The sequence below is a fragment of the Flavobacterium daemonense genome, assembly GCF_007341385.1.
Taxonomy (GTDB): domain Bacteria; phylum Bacteroidota; class Bacteroidia; order Flavobacteriales; family Flavobacteriaceae; genus Flavobacterium; species Flavobacterium daemonense.
Window position 1 is genome coordinate 104,206 of the sequence record NZ_VJYD01000011.1, and the last position, 19,025, is coordinate 123,230.

General features: G+C 35.9%; 13 protein-coding genes. 2 read left to right on the top strand and 11 right to left on the bottom strand.

Features of this window, described 5'->3' with window-relative positions:
• Positions 1 to 180: 180 nt before the first annotated feature.
• The 3 genes from FND99_RS14590 to FND99_RS14600 all read right to left on the bottom strand — a co-directional run bounded on the left by FND99_RS14590 (position 181) and on the right by FND99_RS14600 (position 4,929).
• On the bottom strand, positions 181 to 1,719 hold the full coding sequence (locus FND99_RS14590; RefSeq protein ID WP_144338680.1) for a sulfatase family protein: 1,539 nt from the start codon (positions 1,717 to 1,719) through the stop codon (positions 181 to 183).
• Between the two features lie 193 nt (positions 1,720 to 1,912).
• Positions 1,913 to 3,664, bottom strand: a complete 1,752-nt coding sequence (locus tag FND99_RS14595) for a DUF4955 domain-containing protein (RefSeq protein ID WP_144338681.1) — start codon at positions 3,662 to 3,664, stop codon at positions 1,913 to 1,915.
• A gap of 8 nt (positions 3,665 to 3,672) precedes the next feature.
• Complete coding sequence (locus FND99_RS14600) at positions 3,673 to 4,929, bottom strand: glycoside hydrolase family 88 protein (RefSeq protein ID WP_144338682.1); 1,257 nt, start codon at positions 4,927 to 4,929, stop codon at positions 3,673 to 3,675.
• Between the two features lie 618 nt (positions 4,930 to 5,547).
• Between FND99_RS14600 and FND99_RS14605 the strand changes: the two genes are divergently transcribed.
• Positions 5,548 to 9,594, top strand: coding sequence for a hybrid sensor histidine kinase/response regulator transcription factor (locus tag FND99_RS14605; RefSeq protein WP_144338683.1), 4,047 nt, complete (start codon positions 5,548 to 5,550; stop codon positions 9,592 to 9,594).
• Between the two features lie 16 nt (positions 9,595 to 9,610).
• Here the strand turns inward: FND99_RS14605 and FND99_RS14610 are convergent, their stop codons facing one another.
• The 8 genes from FND99_RS14610 to FND99_RS14645 form a co-directional block, all read right to left on the bottom strand.
• A complete protein-coding gene (locus FND99_RS14610; RefSeq protein ID WP_144338684.1) occupies positions 9,611 to 9,988 on the bottom strand; it encodes a hypothetical protein in 378 nt (125 codons plus the stop codon).
• Positions 9,989 to 10,069: 81 nt separating this feature from the next.
• The gene (locus tag FND99_RS14615) at positions 10,070 to 10,621 is read right to left on the bottom strand and encodes an NAD(P)-binding domain-containing protein (protein ID WP_144338685.1); all 552 of its coding nucleotides are present in this window, start codon (positions 10,619 to 10,621) and stop codon (positions 10,070 to 10,072) included.
• A gap of 736 nt (positions 10,622 to 11,357) precedes the next feature.
• On the bottom strand, positions 11,358 to 12,986 hold the full coding sequence (locus FND99_RS14620) for a sensor histidine kinase (protein WP_144338686.1): 1,629 nt from the start codon (positions 12,984 to 12,986) through the stop codon (positions 11,358 to 11,360).
• A gap of 6 nt (positions 12,987 to 12,992) precedes the next feature.
• A complete protein-coding gene (locus tag FND99_RS14625; RefSeq protein WP_246074221.1) occupies positions 12,993 to 13,931 on the bottom strand; it encodes a SpoIIE family protein phosphatase in 939 nt (312 codons plus the stop codon).
• A 67-nt stretch (positions 13,932 to 13,998) separates the two neighbouring features.
• Positions 13,999 to 14,436: an anti-sigma regulatory factor gene (locus tag FND99_RS14630; RefSeq protein WP_246074222.1), complete on the bottom strand. Its 438-nt coding sequence runs from the start codon at positions 14,434 to 14,436 to the stop codon at positions 13,999 to 14,001.
• Positions 14,393 to 14,791 carry an STAS domain-containing protein gene (locus FND99_RS14635; protein ID WP_144338689.1) on the bottom strand — a complete coding sequence of 133 codons (399 nt, stop codon included), beginning with the start codon at positions 14,789 to 14,791 and terminating at the stop codon, positions 14,393 to 14,395. Before FND99_RS14635 ends, FND99_RS14630 begins: the two co-directional genes overlap by 44 nt.
• A 19-nt stretch (positions 14,792 to 14,810) precedes the next feature.
• On the bottom strand, positions 14,811 to 15,638 hold the full coding sequence (locus tag FND99_RS14640) for an STAS domain-containing protein (protein ID WP_144338690.1): 828 nt from the start codon (positions 15,636 to 15,638) through the stop codon (positions 14,811 to 14,813).
• A gap of 206 nt (positions 15,639 to 15,844) precedes the next feature.
• On the bottom strand, positions 15,845 to 16,501 hold the full coding sequence (locus tag FND99_RS14645) for a DUF6766 family protein (RefSeq protein ID WP_144338691.1): 657 nt from the start codon (positions 16,499 to 16,501) through the stop codon (positions 15,845 to 15,847).
• A gap of 367 nt (positions 16,502 to 16,868) precedes the next feature.
• On the opposite strand from FND99_RS14645, the gene FND99_RS14650 reads away from it, so the two are divergent.
• The gene (locus FND99_RS14650; RefSeq protein WP_144338692.1) at positions 16,869 to 19,010 is read left to right on the top strand and encodes a catalase; all 2,142 of its coding nucleotides are present in this window, start codon (positions 16,869 to 16,871) and stop codon (positions 19,008 to 19,010) included.
• Positions 19,011 to 19,025 lie beyond the last annotated feature (15 nt).

Here is a 19,025-nt window from a genome sequence, read left to right on the forward strand (position 1 = left end):
TTTATACAATTACGAAAACGTTTTCTTTCATGTTTTTTTTTCCAAATGTACTCATGCAAGTACGATTTAAAAGGAGATTATTTTCCTTTTTTGGGTTAAAATCCTCCTTTTTACGGCGTTTTTACACAAAAACTTCTTTTTACATTATTCTGAATAAATTTTAATACGTTTATAGTTATATTATTGCTGTTTTCGGCTGGGAGCTTTCATAATTTTAGATAATTCAAGTGCTAAAATTTTAGCTTTTCCAGGCATTTTCGATACCAAATTATGCTTTTCAGCCGGATCTTTACTCAAATCATATAGTTGTGGTGTCTCTTGCAAGCCTGTAAGCACATTTTTATCTGCCAGCCATGGTGATGATGGCTGAATCTGTGGTGCAATATATTTCCAATTTCCTTTTCTTATACTCATAGTAAAAGCCTCCTCGATCAAATATTGACGTCCTTTTTGGGATTTTCCCAATAATTCATCAAGCATATCAAAACTATCAACAGCAGTTTCTTTATTTTCGATTTTGGCACCTATTAATTTCGCAAATGAAGCAAAAAAATCAACCTGACTAATTAATGCATTGCTTTTAGAAGGTTTAATTTTAGCAGGCCAATATACAATAGTTGGTACGCGGGTGCCAGCCTCATAAGCACTGTATTTTCCGCCTTTAAAATTTCCTGTTGGTCTATGACTGCCTATATTTGTCAATGCCTGATCTGCATAGCCGTCCTCTAAAATGGGTCCGTTGTCACTGCTAAAAACTATAATAGTATTTTCTGCGAGGTCCAGCTCCTTCAGTTTTGTCATAATCTGCCCCGTAACCCAATCCATTTGGACAATAGCATCACCGCGAGGTCCCATATTTGTAGAACCTACAAATTTTTCATTTGGCGCTCGGGGAACATGAATATCAGGTAAAGCAAAATACAGAAAAAATGGTTTGTCTTTATTACTGCTAATAAAATTACTAGCTTTTTTGGTCAATATAACAGGGAAATCTTCATCTTTCCAGTACGCACTGTGTCCTCCGCTCATATAACCAATGCGGCTTATACCATTTACAACCGTACCGCTGTGTTGCTTGTCGGCAATCATTTTTAGAAATACTTCATCCTCCATTCCTGTCGGGTCTGATCCTATTTTCTCATCATAGCTCACAGTAATCGGATCATGAGTATCCAAATTGACAACGTTGTGGTTTTCAACAAATACGGTAGGAACCCTATCAGCGGTTGCTGGTATCAGGAAACTGTAATCAAATCCTACTTCTAACGGACCCGGTTTAATGACTCCGTTCCAATCTGGACTGCCGTTTCCTAAACCCAAATGCCACTTGCCTACTACTGCTGTGGCATATCCTTGTTTTTTAAACATACCTGCAATGGTTTCCTGTTCTGGATTTATAATTAATGGAGCATCGCCGGGCAGAATAGCCGCATTATTTCTAAAAGCATAATTTCCGGTGAGCAAGGAATATCGTGAAGGCGTGCAGGTCGAAGCACTGCAATGGGCATCAGTAAACTGGATTCCACCTGCCGCCAATGCATCAACATTTGGAGTCTGAACCGCGGTTGCGCCGTAGCAACTCAGATCGCCATAACCCAAATCGTCAACATAAATAAATATGACATTAGGTTTCTTAGCTGTTTGATCCTCCTTTTTTGGCGAACAGGAAACTGATAGAAGTATCAAAAATGAATAAAATAAAAAAGAAGTTTTTTTCATAAAAGCGGGACTTTGTTGTATAAAAAAAGGCTATTACTAGCCTTTTGTAAATTAAGTTTCAATATTTCTAAAATCGATAGTCAAACTATGATTCAAATGTACTTTGATACAAGTTTACATAAGATGACAATTTTCCTTTTTTAGATTGAAATATTCCTTTTATTTTTTCCTTTAAAATCTATAAATCCCTCGCTTAATTGCTTTTATGAATTCTCATTTTTAATTGTGCATCATATAATGACAAAGGATACACTTTTCCCTTATTAAAATTTTCGGTATAAATCCATTGGTCTTGGGTATCTGTTTTATTGCCATTTATGGTTACTTCAAACTGGGGCTGGTAAACTCCTGCCAAAATACTTTTTGGATACATTTGATGACTTAAATTATCTTTCACCAAACCTTTTACCGGAGACTGCCAGCTGAAGAACATCTCTGAATCCTTATCATTAAAATCAGCTAATTCAACATTCCACCAAGTATTGAAATTTGCAGTATGAGGCAGATTGTTTGCCGCGCCGCCTCCACTGATTTTATTGAGCCCTTTAATATTTTCGAATAAATTTTCCGATGGAGGCGAAAATCTTCTATCACTGAAACCATGAAAATCAAACATACCTGGTTTTGCACTAACTGCTTTATAAGCAACATTTCTGAAAACATTCCCATAAGCATTACCTTCTCCGCTTAACACGTGCGTAAAACTGTTTTTGAAATTCAGGTTCTGGATCAAATTGTCACAGGCATGACTATAAATCTTCACACCGCTATGGCCATCAAAACCCATAAAATCAACACTGTCAATGGTTACATTTCTGCTGTCCAGCAAATAAATCGGACTGGTAAAATTTTCCAAAGTCACATTTTTTATCCAGCCATTGGCAACTCTGCAGAAATTTATCGCATTCCAGCCGTAATCCATCTCATGGCTTTGGTATTTATCTCCTCCTTCACAGCCGTGATGGCAATAATACCCAGCCCAGCCTGATTTTATGTGAATGTTTTCTATCCCGATTTCACGCAGCATTTCTGCCTTTGCCACTACAGGTTCGTATTTTAAATCGAAATCTCTTCTCAAAGGCTGTTTTAATGTGATGCTGTTTTTATTTACGCTTTCAATCTGGACCAGCCATTGATAAGAAGGCGCACCGCTTGGCCCCGCGCTTTTTGCTGACGCTTCAAAATCATAGAATTGTTTAACAGGGCTGATGATGCTTTTAATCAATGTGCCGTCATCATCGCTGTTGTATAAACCAAGTAAAATATAGTCGTTAGCAGTTAATTGGGCTGTGTTTTTTAGCCACAACGTTTTGTCGCCTTTTTTTGCGCTTTTGATGATTTGCGTCAAAACTTGTGCCTGCTGAATTTCTTCGCTTACAACACCAGCACTGGTAGAAATTACCTCTGATTTTTGCGCTCCATTTTTAGGAAAATCAATTCCCCAAAAACTTGCCGTGCTTTGCAATTTAGTTCCGGTTTGAATCAAAGCTGGAGACAGCCATGGACTCATATCATCTTGTGTCAAAGGATAGCCGTCAAAAAACACAGTTCCTTTGCTGCCGTTATTTTCTCCTCTCAGAACTATATTGCTGTAGTTTATTTTCAAAGACTGCTTTTCTCTCGGATTCATATTAAAATAATACCCCCCCTTCGGAAAATATAGAACACCTCCGCCATCTGCGCCAACTTTATCAATAAGCTCCTGCACTTCTTTGGTCTGGTCTCTCTTTGAGTTTGCTTTAATGCCGTACTGGGTTACATCTATTATATTTTTTGTGACAACGGGAATAGGCTGTTCTCCATAATGAAAACCTGCATAGGAGAAATCAGGCAGCTCGCATTTCTGTTTATTCTTTTTAAACTCTTTAAAAATCGCAGCTTCTTCTTGCGAAAAACATGAAAAACTGACAGTTAGCATCAACATGCAAAACAAAATCTTATTCATCTTATTTTTTATTGCAATGATAAGTTATTTTCTAATTTTTTATATCGCAATAAAGCTTCCAAATAATAATAATCAGCATAATTTAACGGCACATCAATTTCGCTATTGTGCGGCAGGCTGCCTACAGAGTGCTTGATTAAAAAATTATTGTTCGTATTTGGAATCGCTAGATAAGCGCTGCTGCTTAATGATTCGATGATTTCTAAAGCATCGGCTCTATATTTTTTTCCTTTTTCTTTAGACAAATACGTACTTATTTCCAAAAGTGCAGAAGCTGTAACTGCCGCCGCCGAAGCGTCTCGAGGAATAGGATTACTGAATTTTTCTTTCTGGTAGTTCCATAACGGTGTGTAGCCTTCCTGATTAACATTAAAATCCCATAACGGAATTTTGTCTTTTGGCAGACTTTTATTATTCAAGAAGAAATCCGCCAGTTTGACCGCCGTATCCAAATATTTCTTGTCTTTTGTTTCTCTATACATTATCGTGAAACCGTAAATTGCCCAAGCTTGTCCTCTTGCCCAAGTCGAATTGTTAGAAAATCCTTGGCACGTTTCTCTGTTCAGAACTGCTCCCGTTTTTTCGTCATAATTCACTACATGATACGTACTGAAGTCCGGACGAATATGATTTTTCATCGTAGCATTGGCATGTGATACAGCAATATTGTAATAAGTAGGATCGCCTGTTTCTTTAGAAGCCCAAAAAAGCAGCTCCAAATTCATCATATTATCAATTATTACAGGATATTTCCAAAGCGTTTTGCCGTCCCAAGACATACGCTGATCCCAAGATTCAATGCACTTTGTTATGGGACTGTATCTGCTGGCCAATGATTTTGCAGATTCGAGAAGTACATCGCGATACGCTTTATTTCCTGTTAAGCGGTACCCGTTACCATAACTACAATACATCATAAATCCCAGATCGTGCGTACCTTTGTTAAACTGATTGTCTTTTAAGGTTTCTGTCCATTTAGTTGCGGCTTCTTTCCATTTTGCATCTTTAGTATATTCAAAAACAAACCATAAATCGCCTGCCCAGAAACCACAGGTCCAATCTTTTAAATTGGTGCTCTTTAAACTTCCGTCGGCCGCAGTTGTGCGTGGATAAAGATTAAAATCCTTTTCAGTGTTGATCATATCTGTATACATAATTTCAGCACGATTAAAACCTTCTTTAATCAGCAGATCGGCTGAATTGTCTGTACTGGAAAAAGCCAAAAGCAGAAAAGCACAAGGCACTATCTTTTTTAAAATATTCATAGTTATTTATTTTGCAAATCTTTGCGCAACGAACTATTTGATTTTTTTTGGCAAGAAATTCTTCTGGAAAAAAAACTACCTCCAAAAATCAGTTCATTCAAAAAATTTGGGATTTTTAGATTTACAAATTTGGGATTAATGCTTTTCAAAACGGATTAAATATTTCCGTAATAAGTGTAAATTTTTCCTTTTATTGCTTTTCTTGACATTTCGTATAACTACTAAAATATTCATAAACAAAGATTTAGATAGCACTTTGTTTTTTTTTAAAGAAAAAAAGGTTTCAAACAGCATTTTCAAATCAGTTCTATTCTTACAAATTTCAAGAGTTGATTTGTTCTTCAAGATTAATCTTAAAATACTATAAAGAAACAAAGGAACTTTCCTTACTTATATGACTTCAGATATTTTATATTCGCAAAACATTAGGAAACAAATTATATTTATTGAAATTTAAATCAATATTATTTTTAGACTAATAAAATTTCTATTAATTTTGGCACAAATATGTAATCGCGCCTGATCTATTTTTTCTCCCTTTCTGCATTCTAAAAATAAAATCTGAATATTTTGCCAGCTTCAAATGCTGTTTAATTTTATAAACTTTAAGTCTTATTAATGATTTTTAAAGATCTTAATTTAAAATTTCTTATCTGGAGTATTTGCTTAGGGAGCTTCCTGCTTTTTAGTCCTAAAAGCTTTGCTCAAAGCAATTCGTTATCATTTAACCATTTAGATGTTATAAATGGTCTTTCAAATAATTCAGTGTTGGCAATCAGCCAGGATTCTACAGGTTTTATTTGGATTGGTACAAAATATGGCTTAAATCGTTTTGACGGGCGAACGTTCAAAATTTTTAAAAATGACCCAAATAACAAAACCAGCATTTCTTCGAGCGATTTTATCAAAAAAATAGCATTAGATCAAGATCAAAAAATGTGGGTCGTGTCTGACGGATTAGATTTATATCATGCCAAGGACAATACTTTTGAATCTATCATTTCGCAAAAAGAAAACATCGTAAAAGTTTTTAGAGATCATAAAGGCAATTTATGGATCGGTTCGCTTACGCAGCTGAAATTTAAAGCCGCCAAAAGTGAAAAAATTCTCTCCATCAAAATAGCAAAAGACAATTTGCAAGTTTCAGAATTTTTTGAAGACAATGAACATCACATTTGGGTAGGAACATCCGATGGGTTATTTGAATTGTTTTTTGCCGACAACAAAATGGTTATAAAAAGACATTTCAGCTCTCAATTTAAAAACAACAAAAATGGCGATCTGATTTCGAGCATTGTACAAGATCAAAATTTGAATCTCTGGATTGGAACTAAAAAAAGCGGCCTTTATCTTTTTGATAAAAAATCCTTGCAGCTTACTCATTTTTCAAAAAACAGCAACGACAAAAACACACTGATAAACAACAATATCAGAAAAATTCTGGTTCATAAAAATGGTTCACTTTGGATTGGCACGCAGGACGGACTGTCAATTTTGAATCCATACACACGTAACTTTATCAACTACCAGCATGATCCGGTAAACCTGAATAGTTTGAGCCAAAACTCGATCTATGATATTTTTCAGGATAAAAATGGCTCCGTGTGGATAGGCACTTATTTTGGTGGCGTAAATGTGGTCTATTCTGTAAATACGCCTTTTACCGTTTATCAAAACAACATCAACAAAAACAGCATCAGCAGCAATATAATCAGTGCAATAGTTGAAGACGGCAGACATAATTTATGGATCGGCACCGAAGCCGGAGGTCTGAACTATTTTAATAGAGACAGCCAACTGTTTACCTCTTATAAAAACAATATTAACGACAAGAACAGCCTGAGTTCTAATTTGGTCAAAAGTATCGCCGTTGATAAAAACCAAAACATTTGGATAGGAACAAATTTAGGAGGGGTAAATCTTTATGACCCAAAAACAGGAAGCTTTACTGTTTTTAGACGAAATGCCAGCAGCAACAGCATTACTTCAGATAACGTCAACTGTTTGATTGTGACCAGAAATAATAAATTATTTATCGGTACTGATACTGGTCTGGATGTTTATGATATTGCGCAGAAAAAGTTCTCTTTTACTCCTACCAAAGGCAGAACTTTTTTAGACAAATCTCTTAATGCGTTGTTTGAAGATAAAAAAGGTACGGTTTGGATAGGAACGCCACTCGGAATTTTTAATTACAAAGGATCTAAACTACAGCATAAAGATTTTAGAGACAGCTCAAATAAACCATTCCGATACAATATAAATTGTTTTGTGGAAGATAGCCAAGGGCGCATTTGGGTGGGAACTTACCACAACGGACTAGCACTGCTCGACCTCAAAAACAGCACTTTTAAAATTTTTAATATCAATAATGGCTTGCCAAGCGACAACATATTAGCCTTGACAGAAGATAATGATGGCAACTTATGGATTGGTACCGATAATGGTTTGGTAAAATACAATCGCCGTTTTAATACTTTCAGAAGTTTTAATCTTTTTGATGGTCTTCCAGATATTCAATTTAATACCAATTCGGCTTTTCATGACACCCAAGGGCGCATGTATTTTGGCACTTACAATGGCTTGGTCAGCTTTATTCCGCATAATATCCAAAAAAATACAATGGCGCCGGATGTGGTATTGTCCAACCTAAAATTGTTCAATAAAAGTGTAAAAGTCAATGATGAAAATAATCTTCTGAAAGAAGACCTTAATTATAGCAGTTCCTTGACTTTTGATTACGACCAAAACAATTTTACGATTGAGTTTTCGGCATTGAACTTCATAAAAGCCAATAAAAACAAATATGCCTATAGACTGGAAGGTTTTGAAAAAAACTGGAATTATGTCGATATTCCATCCGCAACTTATACCAATCTGCCAGCTGGAGATTATCAATTTTTAGTAAAATCAGCCAATAATGACGGTATTTGGAATAAGAATATCAAGAAAATAAATATCGAAGTATTGCCACCTTTATGGAAAACGTGGTGGGCTTATCTTATCTATTTTATTGCCGTTTTTGCCCTTGTTTATTATATAATGAAATTCCTGAAAGCAAGATCAGAACTTAAGCAGGAATTGCATTTTGAGAAAATGAAGCTTGATTTTTTTACAAATGTATCGCATGAAATCAGAACGCCGCTAACTCTGATTTTAGGGCCTATTGAAAAATTAGAAAAATTGACATTTGAAAATACACAGGCAAATAAATACGCGGTCAGCATTAAAAACAATACTGAAAGATTATACCGATTAGTAAACGAATTGCTGGATTTCAGAAAGGCTGATTCAGGCAATATGCGCCTTTACTTTTTTGAAGAAGATCTTGTCAAAACCTTAAAAGATATTTTTGACAGTTTTCAGACACTCGCCGAAGCAAAAAATATTCAGTACACTTTTAAAAGCAGTGATCCTGAAATTTTGGTTTATTTTGATAAAGACCAAATGGAAAAAGTATTTTTTAATTTATTGTCAAATGCATTCAAGTTTACGCCAGACGGAGGCATAATAAACCTGAAAATTGCGCTAAAAAAACAAAATGTAAAAATCACGGTAAGCGATAACGGAAAAGGAATTTCGATCAGTAATCTGGATGATATTTTTACCAACTTTTATCAGGCAGATCAAAGTATGGGAACTGGTATTGGTCTTGCTTTGACGAAAAGCCTCATTGAGCTTCATAAAGGAAAAATAAGCGTAAAAAGCAAGCCAGCATCAGAAGAAAAAACCGGAAAAACAACTTTTTCTGTCTTATTGCAGTTGGGCAAAAATCATTTGAGTGAAAATGATTTTTCGCTAATGCCAAAGATTGAGAACAGCATCGTTCCAAAAATTGAAGACAGATCATTTGAAAGCTTTATTGAGAATCCGATTGAAGAAAACAAAAACAAAAGCGCAACGATCTTGATTGTAGAAGATAATGATGAAGTTCGTGATTTTATCAAACAATCCTTAGAAGCGAATTACCATGTTTATGAAAGCGAAAACGGACTTGAAGGCTGGAAAACTGCAATTCAGATTATTCCTGATTTAATTATCAGTGACGTAATGATGCCAATTATGGATGGTTTGGAACTCTGCAGAAAAATTAAAACAGATTTACGTACCTCGCATATTCCTGTCATTATGCTTACTGCAAAATCGGCACCAATTCATCAAATCGAAGGTTTGAAACATGGTGCAGATGCTTATGTTACAAAACCTTTCAGCGATCAAATGCTGCAGCTGAATATTCAAAATCTGCTTTCTTTAAAAACGGCTTTGCAAAAGAAATATAGCGAACAGATTTTAAAATTGCCGATTATAACCAATACGGAATCATCGCAGGATGAGATTTTCCTTCAAAAACTGCAGCAGATTATTGAAGATAATATTGGCAACGCAAATTTAGATTTAGGATTTATTACAACAGAAATTGGTATCAGCAAATCTGTTTTGTACAAAAAATTTAGCGCACTTACGGATCTCTCATTAAACGAATTCATTAAGAACCAGCGCTTAAAACATGCCGTGGAGTTGTTTCAAAATGGTGAAACTTCGACAATGACTGTTGCATTGCAGGTTGGCTTTAATGATGTAAAATATTTTAGCCGAGAATTCAAAAAAGTGTATGGCATTACGCCTAGCGAATACATCAAAAATAAAGGACAAACATTAACATAAATCTCTTGATGAAAGCCTAAAAGTGCATTTCAGCTTTTATTAAATTAGGTGGTGAAGTTGATTTTAAATTATGTAAAGCAATAATTTTGAGAGAAATGATTTTATTTTCGCCAAGTTTTTGTAATTGATTGCTGTCAATTTTCCACTCGATCAATCCTGATTTCTGGCCTTTGATAGTTGACAATAAAATATCTGAAGCCGAATTATTATAGTTCGGTTTTATCATTTTATCGTCGGGCAAAAAGTAAATTTTCCATATCAGGTCTTTTGGTTTAAAAGCTGATTTCGGAACATTCATTCGCAAAACAACATGATCAAAACTGTTTATTTCATTTAAATCTAATTTTAAAAAAACTTCTTTATAAAAATCATTCTTGTTTTCTCTCTTTTCCACTTTCACTTTTTGATATTTAAGCTGTTAATGCTGATGTTTTAATATATTCAAATCCCCGCCTTTAAAAAATTAAAACTAAAATTAGACCGAGTCATACTGCTTTTCAAAAGCGACTGTCTTATTATCTGAGATTTCAATATCAATCGCCTCCAAACCCAAGGTTTCAAAAAAAGATTTCACTTTTCTTTTAGCACTTATAGCATCTCCCGAATAAAATATCTGATTTCCTTCCTGATCGGGATTTTTAAGCATGCAAATACTTGGCCCAATGATACTGTACATCCTAATTATGCTCGCCTCGGGCAACAGAGAAGCAATTATTTCGCCTGATGATTTCCCAGATACAGATCCTGGAAATTCCTTGCCAAGTATTGCATTATTAGTATGTATTAAAATTTTTCCAGTCATATCTGGCAATTCAGACATTAAATTTTGAATATCTTCCAGCGCAGCAAACAGTATAATAATTTTAGTTTTTAGAACACGATCTTTACTGGCTAATATTACATGATCTCCCATTCTCGATACAGCGTCCTTTATAATATTATTGTTACGCATATGACTGATTAAAACTTCATGTCCTGCTTTAGCAGCTCTATTGGCAATTTCCATTGTAACAGTGGACACGCCCATAATCCCAATCTTCAAAACTCTTCTTTTTAAATTAATATTGTTTTAATCCCTAAACACGCAAGCTGCTAAAACATTTAATTCAGGCCGAATGCATAGGATAATAAAAGGGTGTAATTTCAATTCTGATCTGTTTGAATCAAAAATGAAATTAACGGCAAATTTAAATCAGACCGCCAAGATCGTGGGAGACAATAATTTTTAATGGGATAAAAATCTTCCTTATTTTAACTAAAATTGATGTATTCTTTACACTAAATATAAGAACGTCCCAATTCTTTAAAATTAAATTCAAATCTTATGACCAAGTTTTAATTGGATTTTGTTTGTCAACATCTTAGTTACAGACAAATATCAAATATGTCAATACAATTTCTCAGCATGGAGCAGCCTTCATTTTTGCCACAGAATGTTAATTTCGTTTTTATCGAAAAAGGATGAAATTATTTTTTTTTTAAGCTACGAAATGAAAATAATGAAATAGGAATAATTCTTAAATACAGAAAAGATATCCAAGCACTTTGAAAAAGTTGGATTTAAGCTCTTACATAAAATATGGTCTAAATCTTTCCGTGCAAGGAAAATGGTAAAAAAACAGTGGAACAAGCACTGCAAAAGGAAACAATAAATTGGAATAGGTTCAATTCGTAATCACACTTCTTTTACTGTTATCCAAATCTATAATTATAAAAAATGAATGTTTAGTCTTTTTCCGCATTTCTCTTTTGAACAAAAATGATTATTTGGGGAAATAGATCCAAAAAGTTGTTCCTTCTCCTGGAAAACTTGTAAAATTAATAATGCCTTGATGGTTTTCAATAATACGCTTGCATAAGGCCAGTCCAATACCATTCCCGCTGTACTGATCTCTTTGATGCAGACGCTGGAACATATCAAAAATGCGGCCTGAATATTCACTATCCATCCCAATTCCATTATCTTCAATTGAAATTACATGAAAATTGCCTGAGGGGGCTGCAGGATCAAAAGTTGTGTCGCTTTGAGCTGAAATTATACGTGAAGATATATTTACTGTTGGCTGTGCTGAATTAAATTTTAATGCATTATTTATTAAATTATAAAACAGCTGTCGCAGTTGCGTATCAATTCCATTTATAGTTGGCAGTGGACTTATATTTACAATAGCTTTTTTTTCTTCTATAATAAGACTCAGATCGTCTAAGGTTTGAACGGCAATATCATCTAGACCAACCTTTGCTGCAAAATTATTGTGATTATTGACACGTGAATAATTAAGTACATCTGAAATTAAATTAGATAATCTGCCGGCAGCCAAAGTAATTTTATCAAAATAATAAAGCGTTTTTTGCTGCTCGGTCAAATGTTCTGCTGCCCTTGAAATCATAATCATAATTTTCCGCAGCGGTTCCTGAAGATCATGGCTTGTTATAAAAGCAAACTGTTCAAGTTCCTTATTTTTAAATTTGAGTTTTGAGTTTGCACTTTCCAGTTCAAGCTGGATCTTTCGAAGTTCTGAATTATCCTTCAAAGCTTCAACAATCATTTTCTGGGCATTATTATTTACAAAATAAATAAGCCAGCTGCCAATAGAGCCGTCTTCAGACTTATTAGGCATAATGGAAATGTTATGCCAGATATAAGCATCGTCTTTTTTAATACGAATATCGGCAGAAAATTCTACTTTGTTTTTTTTTGCATAATTCCATCCCTCAATAATTAGATGTACATCATCATAATGTATAAATGTTTCGAGGCTTTTTTTATCAAAAACAACTAAAGGAACTTTTAGATGTATTCGAAATGCATTATTTGCTAAAAGTACATTGTTTCGGTCGCTGACAATACAGATTAAAACAGGAATTGTATCGACCAGAGTTCTATATCGGTTTTCACTTTCTCCCAGCTTTTCTGAAAGTGCCACAAGCTCAATATTCTTTTTTCTGATTTCATCATAAGCAGAGATCGGCGGTTCATATTTAAAGTAATCAACCAGAGTATTTATTTTTGCATCTGAAAGAAGTCCCGGTGAAGGCACCTGATGGCTTAAAGTTGTTATTGATTGGTTATCGGTATAATTGTATTCTATATTACCCGATATTTTGGCAGCATATTTATAAGCTTCGGGGTTGCACTTTTTAAGATCGACTTTATCGGTAAGGACGGCCAATATTTCCTTATAGCTGGCTCTGATGATATTGATTCCCAATACCAGCACAGAATTTTTTCCGTTAGCAATGGAGCATCTTGCCACTTCTGAAACTGCCGTCGAAAATCGGGTCTGGGCCGGAAGAGGCATCCCGCACATTTCGGCAATTTTCATTGAACGCTTGTGTGCAAGTATGAGATCCATTTCATTGTCAAGATTAATTTTTACAATTTCCTTCATAAAGCCTTAAATTATTTTTCCAACCAAAATTGTAGCATCATCGGTTCCCCTTACATTGTCTTTATACAATGCAGAAGCGATAATACCCGGACTTTGCTTAATTATAGAATTGAGTTCACTTAAATTCCATCTGGTTCTGAGTCCGTCACTATGCATCACAATGACCTGATGTTTTTGGTATGGAACAACAGTGCTGTTTATGGTGCGGGGGATATTATGTCCTATTATGCCATTGTATGGCGTGTAGGTTTTGTTATCAAGCCCACTATAGATTCGCGTATTGATATTGCCTATTCCGCAGATATTCCAGCTCTGAGTTTCATAATCAACAGATGCAATAGTAGCAACCAGTCCCCTGCTCTTTTTAACGTAATCATGAACATATCGCAACATAGCCACGGGATGGCTTTCAGTACATTGTTTAAAAGCTCTTATTGCCTGTCCGACCGCTTCATGTGCGTTTGCTCCGTGACCTAGCCCATCGCCAACAAAAATCTGAAAACCTTTTTTGGAATGCTTAATATGATATCCATCACCACATAATCGTTCTCCCGGATAATTTACACTTATTGCTGAAAAATCTAATCCAGTACTGGATGCCGAGATTGGATGATCAGCTTTATCACAGATTTTTACATACTGGACAGTTCCCCATCCTCGCATGGAATAAATCTGAAAATCATTGCTTAATCTTTTGATGGCGCCTATCCCATGTCCCAGTGTGCTGGAAGTCGAATAGCCATCATTCATTATCTTGGCTATATTGTCAATGCCAATTCCCTTGTCGAGACAATATATTTCTATTTCATTGAAGCTTCCGTTATGATTTGCACGGTAAAGCAGTTCTCCGCCATTAGCATATTTAATAAGATTAGAAGTAAGTTCTGCAACAATAATATCTGTTTCAGCGGCTCGGTGAGGTTTAAAACCCAACTGTAGCGCCAAGTTATGTATCTCTCTTTTGATGAATGCAATTAGGCTTCTGTCATCAATTTTGTAAACGGAAAAAGTATTATCCATTTTTCCATTTTATTATGGTCACAGTTGTACCGTTTCCCAATTCTGTTTGTATATCAAATTCATTCACCAGCCTTTTTGTTCCCGGCAGGCCAAGGCCCAGGCTTTTTCCGGTGCTGTAACCATCCTTCATCGCAAGCGAAATGTCTTTTATTCCTGGCCCATTATCGATAAAGGTTACACGTACACCTTGATCACGTCCGTTGCTTACTGATTCTATGATGACTTTTCCTCCGCCACCATATTTCAAAAGATTGCGGACAAGTTCGCTTGTGGCGGTAATTAGTTTGGTTTGATTTAAAATGCTCATTCCAATCTTTACGCCATATTCCTTTACGCGGTTACGCAAAGGAACTACATCCTGCTCTTTTACTATAAGCAGTTCTTCTTTACTGGTTGCTGTCGTCATACGTCTGCTCCTCGTTATCGCCATTGTACATTTTCGCGCGAAGCAAATCCATGCCTTTTTCAACATTCAAGGCACTTATAACACCGTTTAAAGATAAACCAAGTTCAACTAGTGTAATAGCTACCGCAGGCTGCATGCCAACTACCACCGTTTGTGCATCCATAATTTTTGACATAACGGCAATATTCCCTAAAATCCTTCCCATAAAGGAATCAATAATAGAAACCGCAGATATATCAATCAAGACACCCTTTGAGTTATTTTTGTTTATAGTATTTATTAAATCAGATTCAAGATTTTCAGCCAATTGGTCATACAGATCCACCTGTATAGTGACAAGCAGAAAATCTCCCATCTTGAGTATAGGAATTCTTTCCATGTTCAATAATCTAAATTCGTTATTTTCTCTTTACGACAGTAAGCTGCAGCATGTCAAAAGCTGTCTGAAGTGCGCTTGCCAATGATGCTTTGGTAATGATTCCTGTAAGATCTATTCCAAGATGCACTACAGTCTGCGCAATTTCAGGACGAATACCGCTGATAATACATTCTGCCCCCATTAATCTGGTTGCGCTTACTGTTTTTATTAAATGCTGCGCCACTAATGAATCTACCGCCGGCACACCTGAAATATCAAGTATAGCAATAGAGCTTCCTGTATCAACAATCTGTTGCAGAAGATTTTCCATAACAACCTGTGTTCTGGAACTGTCCAGCGTCCCAATAATCGGAAGTGCCACTACACCATCCCAAACTCTTATGACTGGAGTAGAAATTTCACTGATCTCATCAATCTGTCTCGAAATAACATCTTCCCGCCCTTTCATATACGATTCAAAAGTCAAGATAGCCATATTGTCCAAAATAGTGCTCAACTGTAAGTTTGCGGTATATAATTTTGAAGGATCAGATTCTACTTCTGAAAGGATTTTTGAGGCAGCCTCTTTAAAGGCGATCAAATATTGGGCATTTTCGCGAGGAGAAAAACCACGTCTTCCTCTAGAACTTGAAATTCCGATCAGCAGATCGTGGACCTTTTCCAATTCATCTGAATCAGTATTTCCATTTGAATAGTGCAAGGCGTCTAGTAAAAGAGCTGCAAATTCTTTTGATTCTTCTTCTTCTGTAGCCCCGTCAGTAGAACCATTTGCTTGTAAAAGTTGCGACCATGTGGTCAATAATTTGTTTTGGTGCTCTTTCAAGCTTGCCAGGAGGTTGTTTTGCATCTGTTGTGATATTTGGAATTCTAGTAAATGTAGGCAATTAATTGTACTAAATTCCTGAATTCAGAAAATACCTGCAAAATAATGCATTGGAAACTCTTTTTATTCAGGAAATAATAAAAGGACTACAATAAAAAATTTCGATACTAAAAATTATACTAGAAAAATTAATTAACAATTTTAATTATGATGAACCTAAGTTTCTTCCCTTATTCTCCGGTCTGCATATGCGGAGCATCTACAGGCTTAGATTGAGAAGAGCCTATTTGTCTCAGATAAATGGAAAAAATGACTATAGCAAATACGGACAGAAATTCGCTCTGCCAGTTCTGGAAAGACTCAAACCAAAACCGGGAATCTCCAATATATGCCGAAGCAGTTTCAAGAGGCAAACCTTTTAATACCAATTGCTCGTTTTCATCTTTTAAGCTTCCGTAAAAATGTGCTGCCAGGGAAAGAAAAAACAATAAAAACAAGGCGATACTTAGAGAATGCTTGTATAAGGATAATATCCATCCGCCTTTTTTAACCGGCCATGGAGCACCTTCCCTTTGAGGCGATGGCTCTCTGTCAACTCCTTCTTCTTTGTCCAGATCTTTTGATTCTGAAGAACCTTTCTGCTGCAAAAAAATAGTCAGTACGACCAACAAACCCATTTGAAGAAATTCACTTTCCCAATTCTCGAAAGTTGATTCAATGAAATGTCCGGTAGAGAAATAAGAAAACAGACTGATTTGCGATGTACCTTCTTCCATGAGGTCTTTATTGTGTTCTACAAATCCAAATAAGATCTGTCCCGCAAAAGAGCCGACAAACAATAGAAAAAAACAAATTGAAAGCCCATTATTGCGTATAAAAATTTTCATATATTTTATTGTAAAACATTAATCCTCCCCTCTTGTCATGCTATCCAATTTAATTAATGTAAACACCTATTTTCCACACTAAAGCAGGACAATTGTTCGGAAACTAAAAGTAACACAGCCAGTGCTGAAGTCTTTTACATGATTATTTTATTTTATTACATTATTCCCCCCTTAATAAAAGCAAATTAAACACTGTATATCAACAACTTAAACTTCTAAATTGTGTAATAAGGAATTGAAATTATGTAACTGAAAACGCTACAGTAAGGGTAAATTTGAAATGCCTGAAAAATAAACTGCAGTTTTCGTCTGCTGGATTATTCACTTTGCCTTCAGGTCCTATTTTTAACCCATAATACTACTTCATATGAAAAATTTGCAGGATGAGAAGCAGCGTGATCTGCTTATCAACAAATCAGACGGCACCAATAAATTTTTGACCACCGATCAAGGAGTCAGAATCAACGACGACAATAATTCCCTAAAAGCCGGGGAAAGAGGTCCTTCATTACTTGAAGATTTTATTCTAAGGGAAAAAATAACACATTTCGACCATGAAAGAATTCCGGAACGAATCGTGCATGCAAGAGGTTCTGGTGCACATGGCTTTTTTGAAGTCACTAACCCCATACCAGAATTGACCAAAGCTGGTTTTCTTCAGGAAAAAGGCCTTAAGACACCTGTTTTTACAAGGTTTTCAACAGTAGCAGGCTCTCGTGGCTCTACAGATCTTGCGCGTGATGTACGTGGCTTCTCGGTTAAATTTTACACGCAGGAAGGAATTTATGACCTTGTTGGAAATAATGTTCCCGTATTTTTTATTCAGGACGCCTCAAAATTTCCGGATCTTATCCATGCCGTTAAGCCTGAACCTCATAACGAAATTCCGCAGGCTGCATCTGCTCATGATACTTTTTGGGATTTTATTTCACTGATGCCGGAATCCATGCACATGATTATGTGGGCAATGTCTGATCGCGCTATTCCAAGAAGCTATCGTATGATGGAGGGTTTCGGCGTGCATACTTTCAGATTGATTAATGAAACTGGCGAATCTGTATTTGTAAAATTTCACTGGAAACCCAAATTAGGAACTCATGCTGTTGCTTGGGATGAAGCACAAAAAATTTCAGGAAAAAATCCAGATTTTCATAGACAGGATCTTTGGGAAGCTATTGAAGGAGGAAATTTTCCAGAATGGGAATTAGGCGTACAGATCATTCCATCAGAGGATGAAAATAAATACGAATTTGATCTGCTGGATCCAACGAAATTAGTACCAGAAGAACTTGTTCCAGTCACAATCATTGGCAGAATGGTTTTGAACAAGAATCCTGACAACTTTTTTGCAGAAACGGAGCAGATTGCTTTCCACCCCGGTCATGTAGTTCCAGGCATCGATTTCTCAAATGATCCACTGTTGCAAGGCAGACTATTTTCATATACTGATACACAGCTTTCAAGATTAGGAAGTCCAAACTTTCATGAAATCCCAATTAATCGCAGTGTCGCACCTGTACATAACAATCAGCGCGACGGGCATATGCGCCAGGAAATCAACACCGGCAGAGTTAGTTATCACCCAAATTCTCTCGGCGTAGGCTGTCCCTATCAGGCTAAAATTGCCGAAGGCGGTTTCTCCAGTTTTAATGAACGAATCGATGCGTATAAAATACGAGAAAGAAGCGAAAGCTTTAATGATCATTTCGGACAGGCTAAATTATTTTTTAACAGTCAGACTTCTGCTGAAAAAAGCCATATTGTCAAAGCGCTTCGTTTTGAATTAGGAAAAGTTGAAACTACAGCCATAAGATTGAGAATGCTGGGACTTTTATCGCAAGTAGACAAAGAACTAGCCGAAAAAGTTGCCGTTGGTCTTGGAGCAAAAGTTCCGGATGTTTTAGAAAGACCGCTGAACCATGGTGTTTCTCCTGAAAATGAAAATGGAAAACAGGAATCAAAAACCACAGAACAATCTGTTAAGTCATCTGATGCACTGAGTATGCTTAAAAACCCGACAAACTCTCCAACAATTGCATCGAGGAAAGTGGCAATTATATGTGCCGACGGCGTTTCTGAAGCTGCAGTATCCAACATGAAAAAAGCATTGATGAAAGAAGATGCCAAAGGTCTGATCATAGCACCGCATTTGGGTGCAGTCATTTCGGATAATGATGGCGAAATTCATGCCGATTTCAGTTTTCTTACAGCATCATCTGTATTGTTTGATGCTGTTTATATTCCAGACGGGCTTGGATTAAATGTCCTTGCAGAAAGCGATGAAGTAAACGAATTTTTAAATGATGCTTACAAGCACTGCAAGGTAATCGGAGCAGACGGAAGATCTGTTGCCCTATTAAGTGCCGCAAATTTTGCTCCTAAAATCACAAACGATGATAAAGGGCTTATTGTTGCCAAAGAAGTAGGAACCGAAAAATTTGCCAACGACTTTATAAGCGCAATGGAAAAACACAGATTTTGGGAACGTGAACCAAACTTATACAATTAAAATTTAAAAAATGGA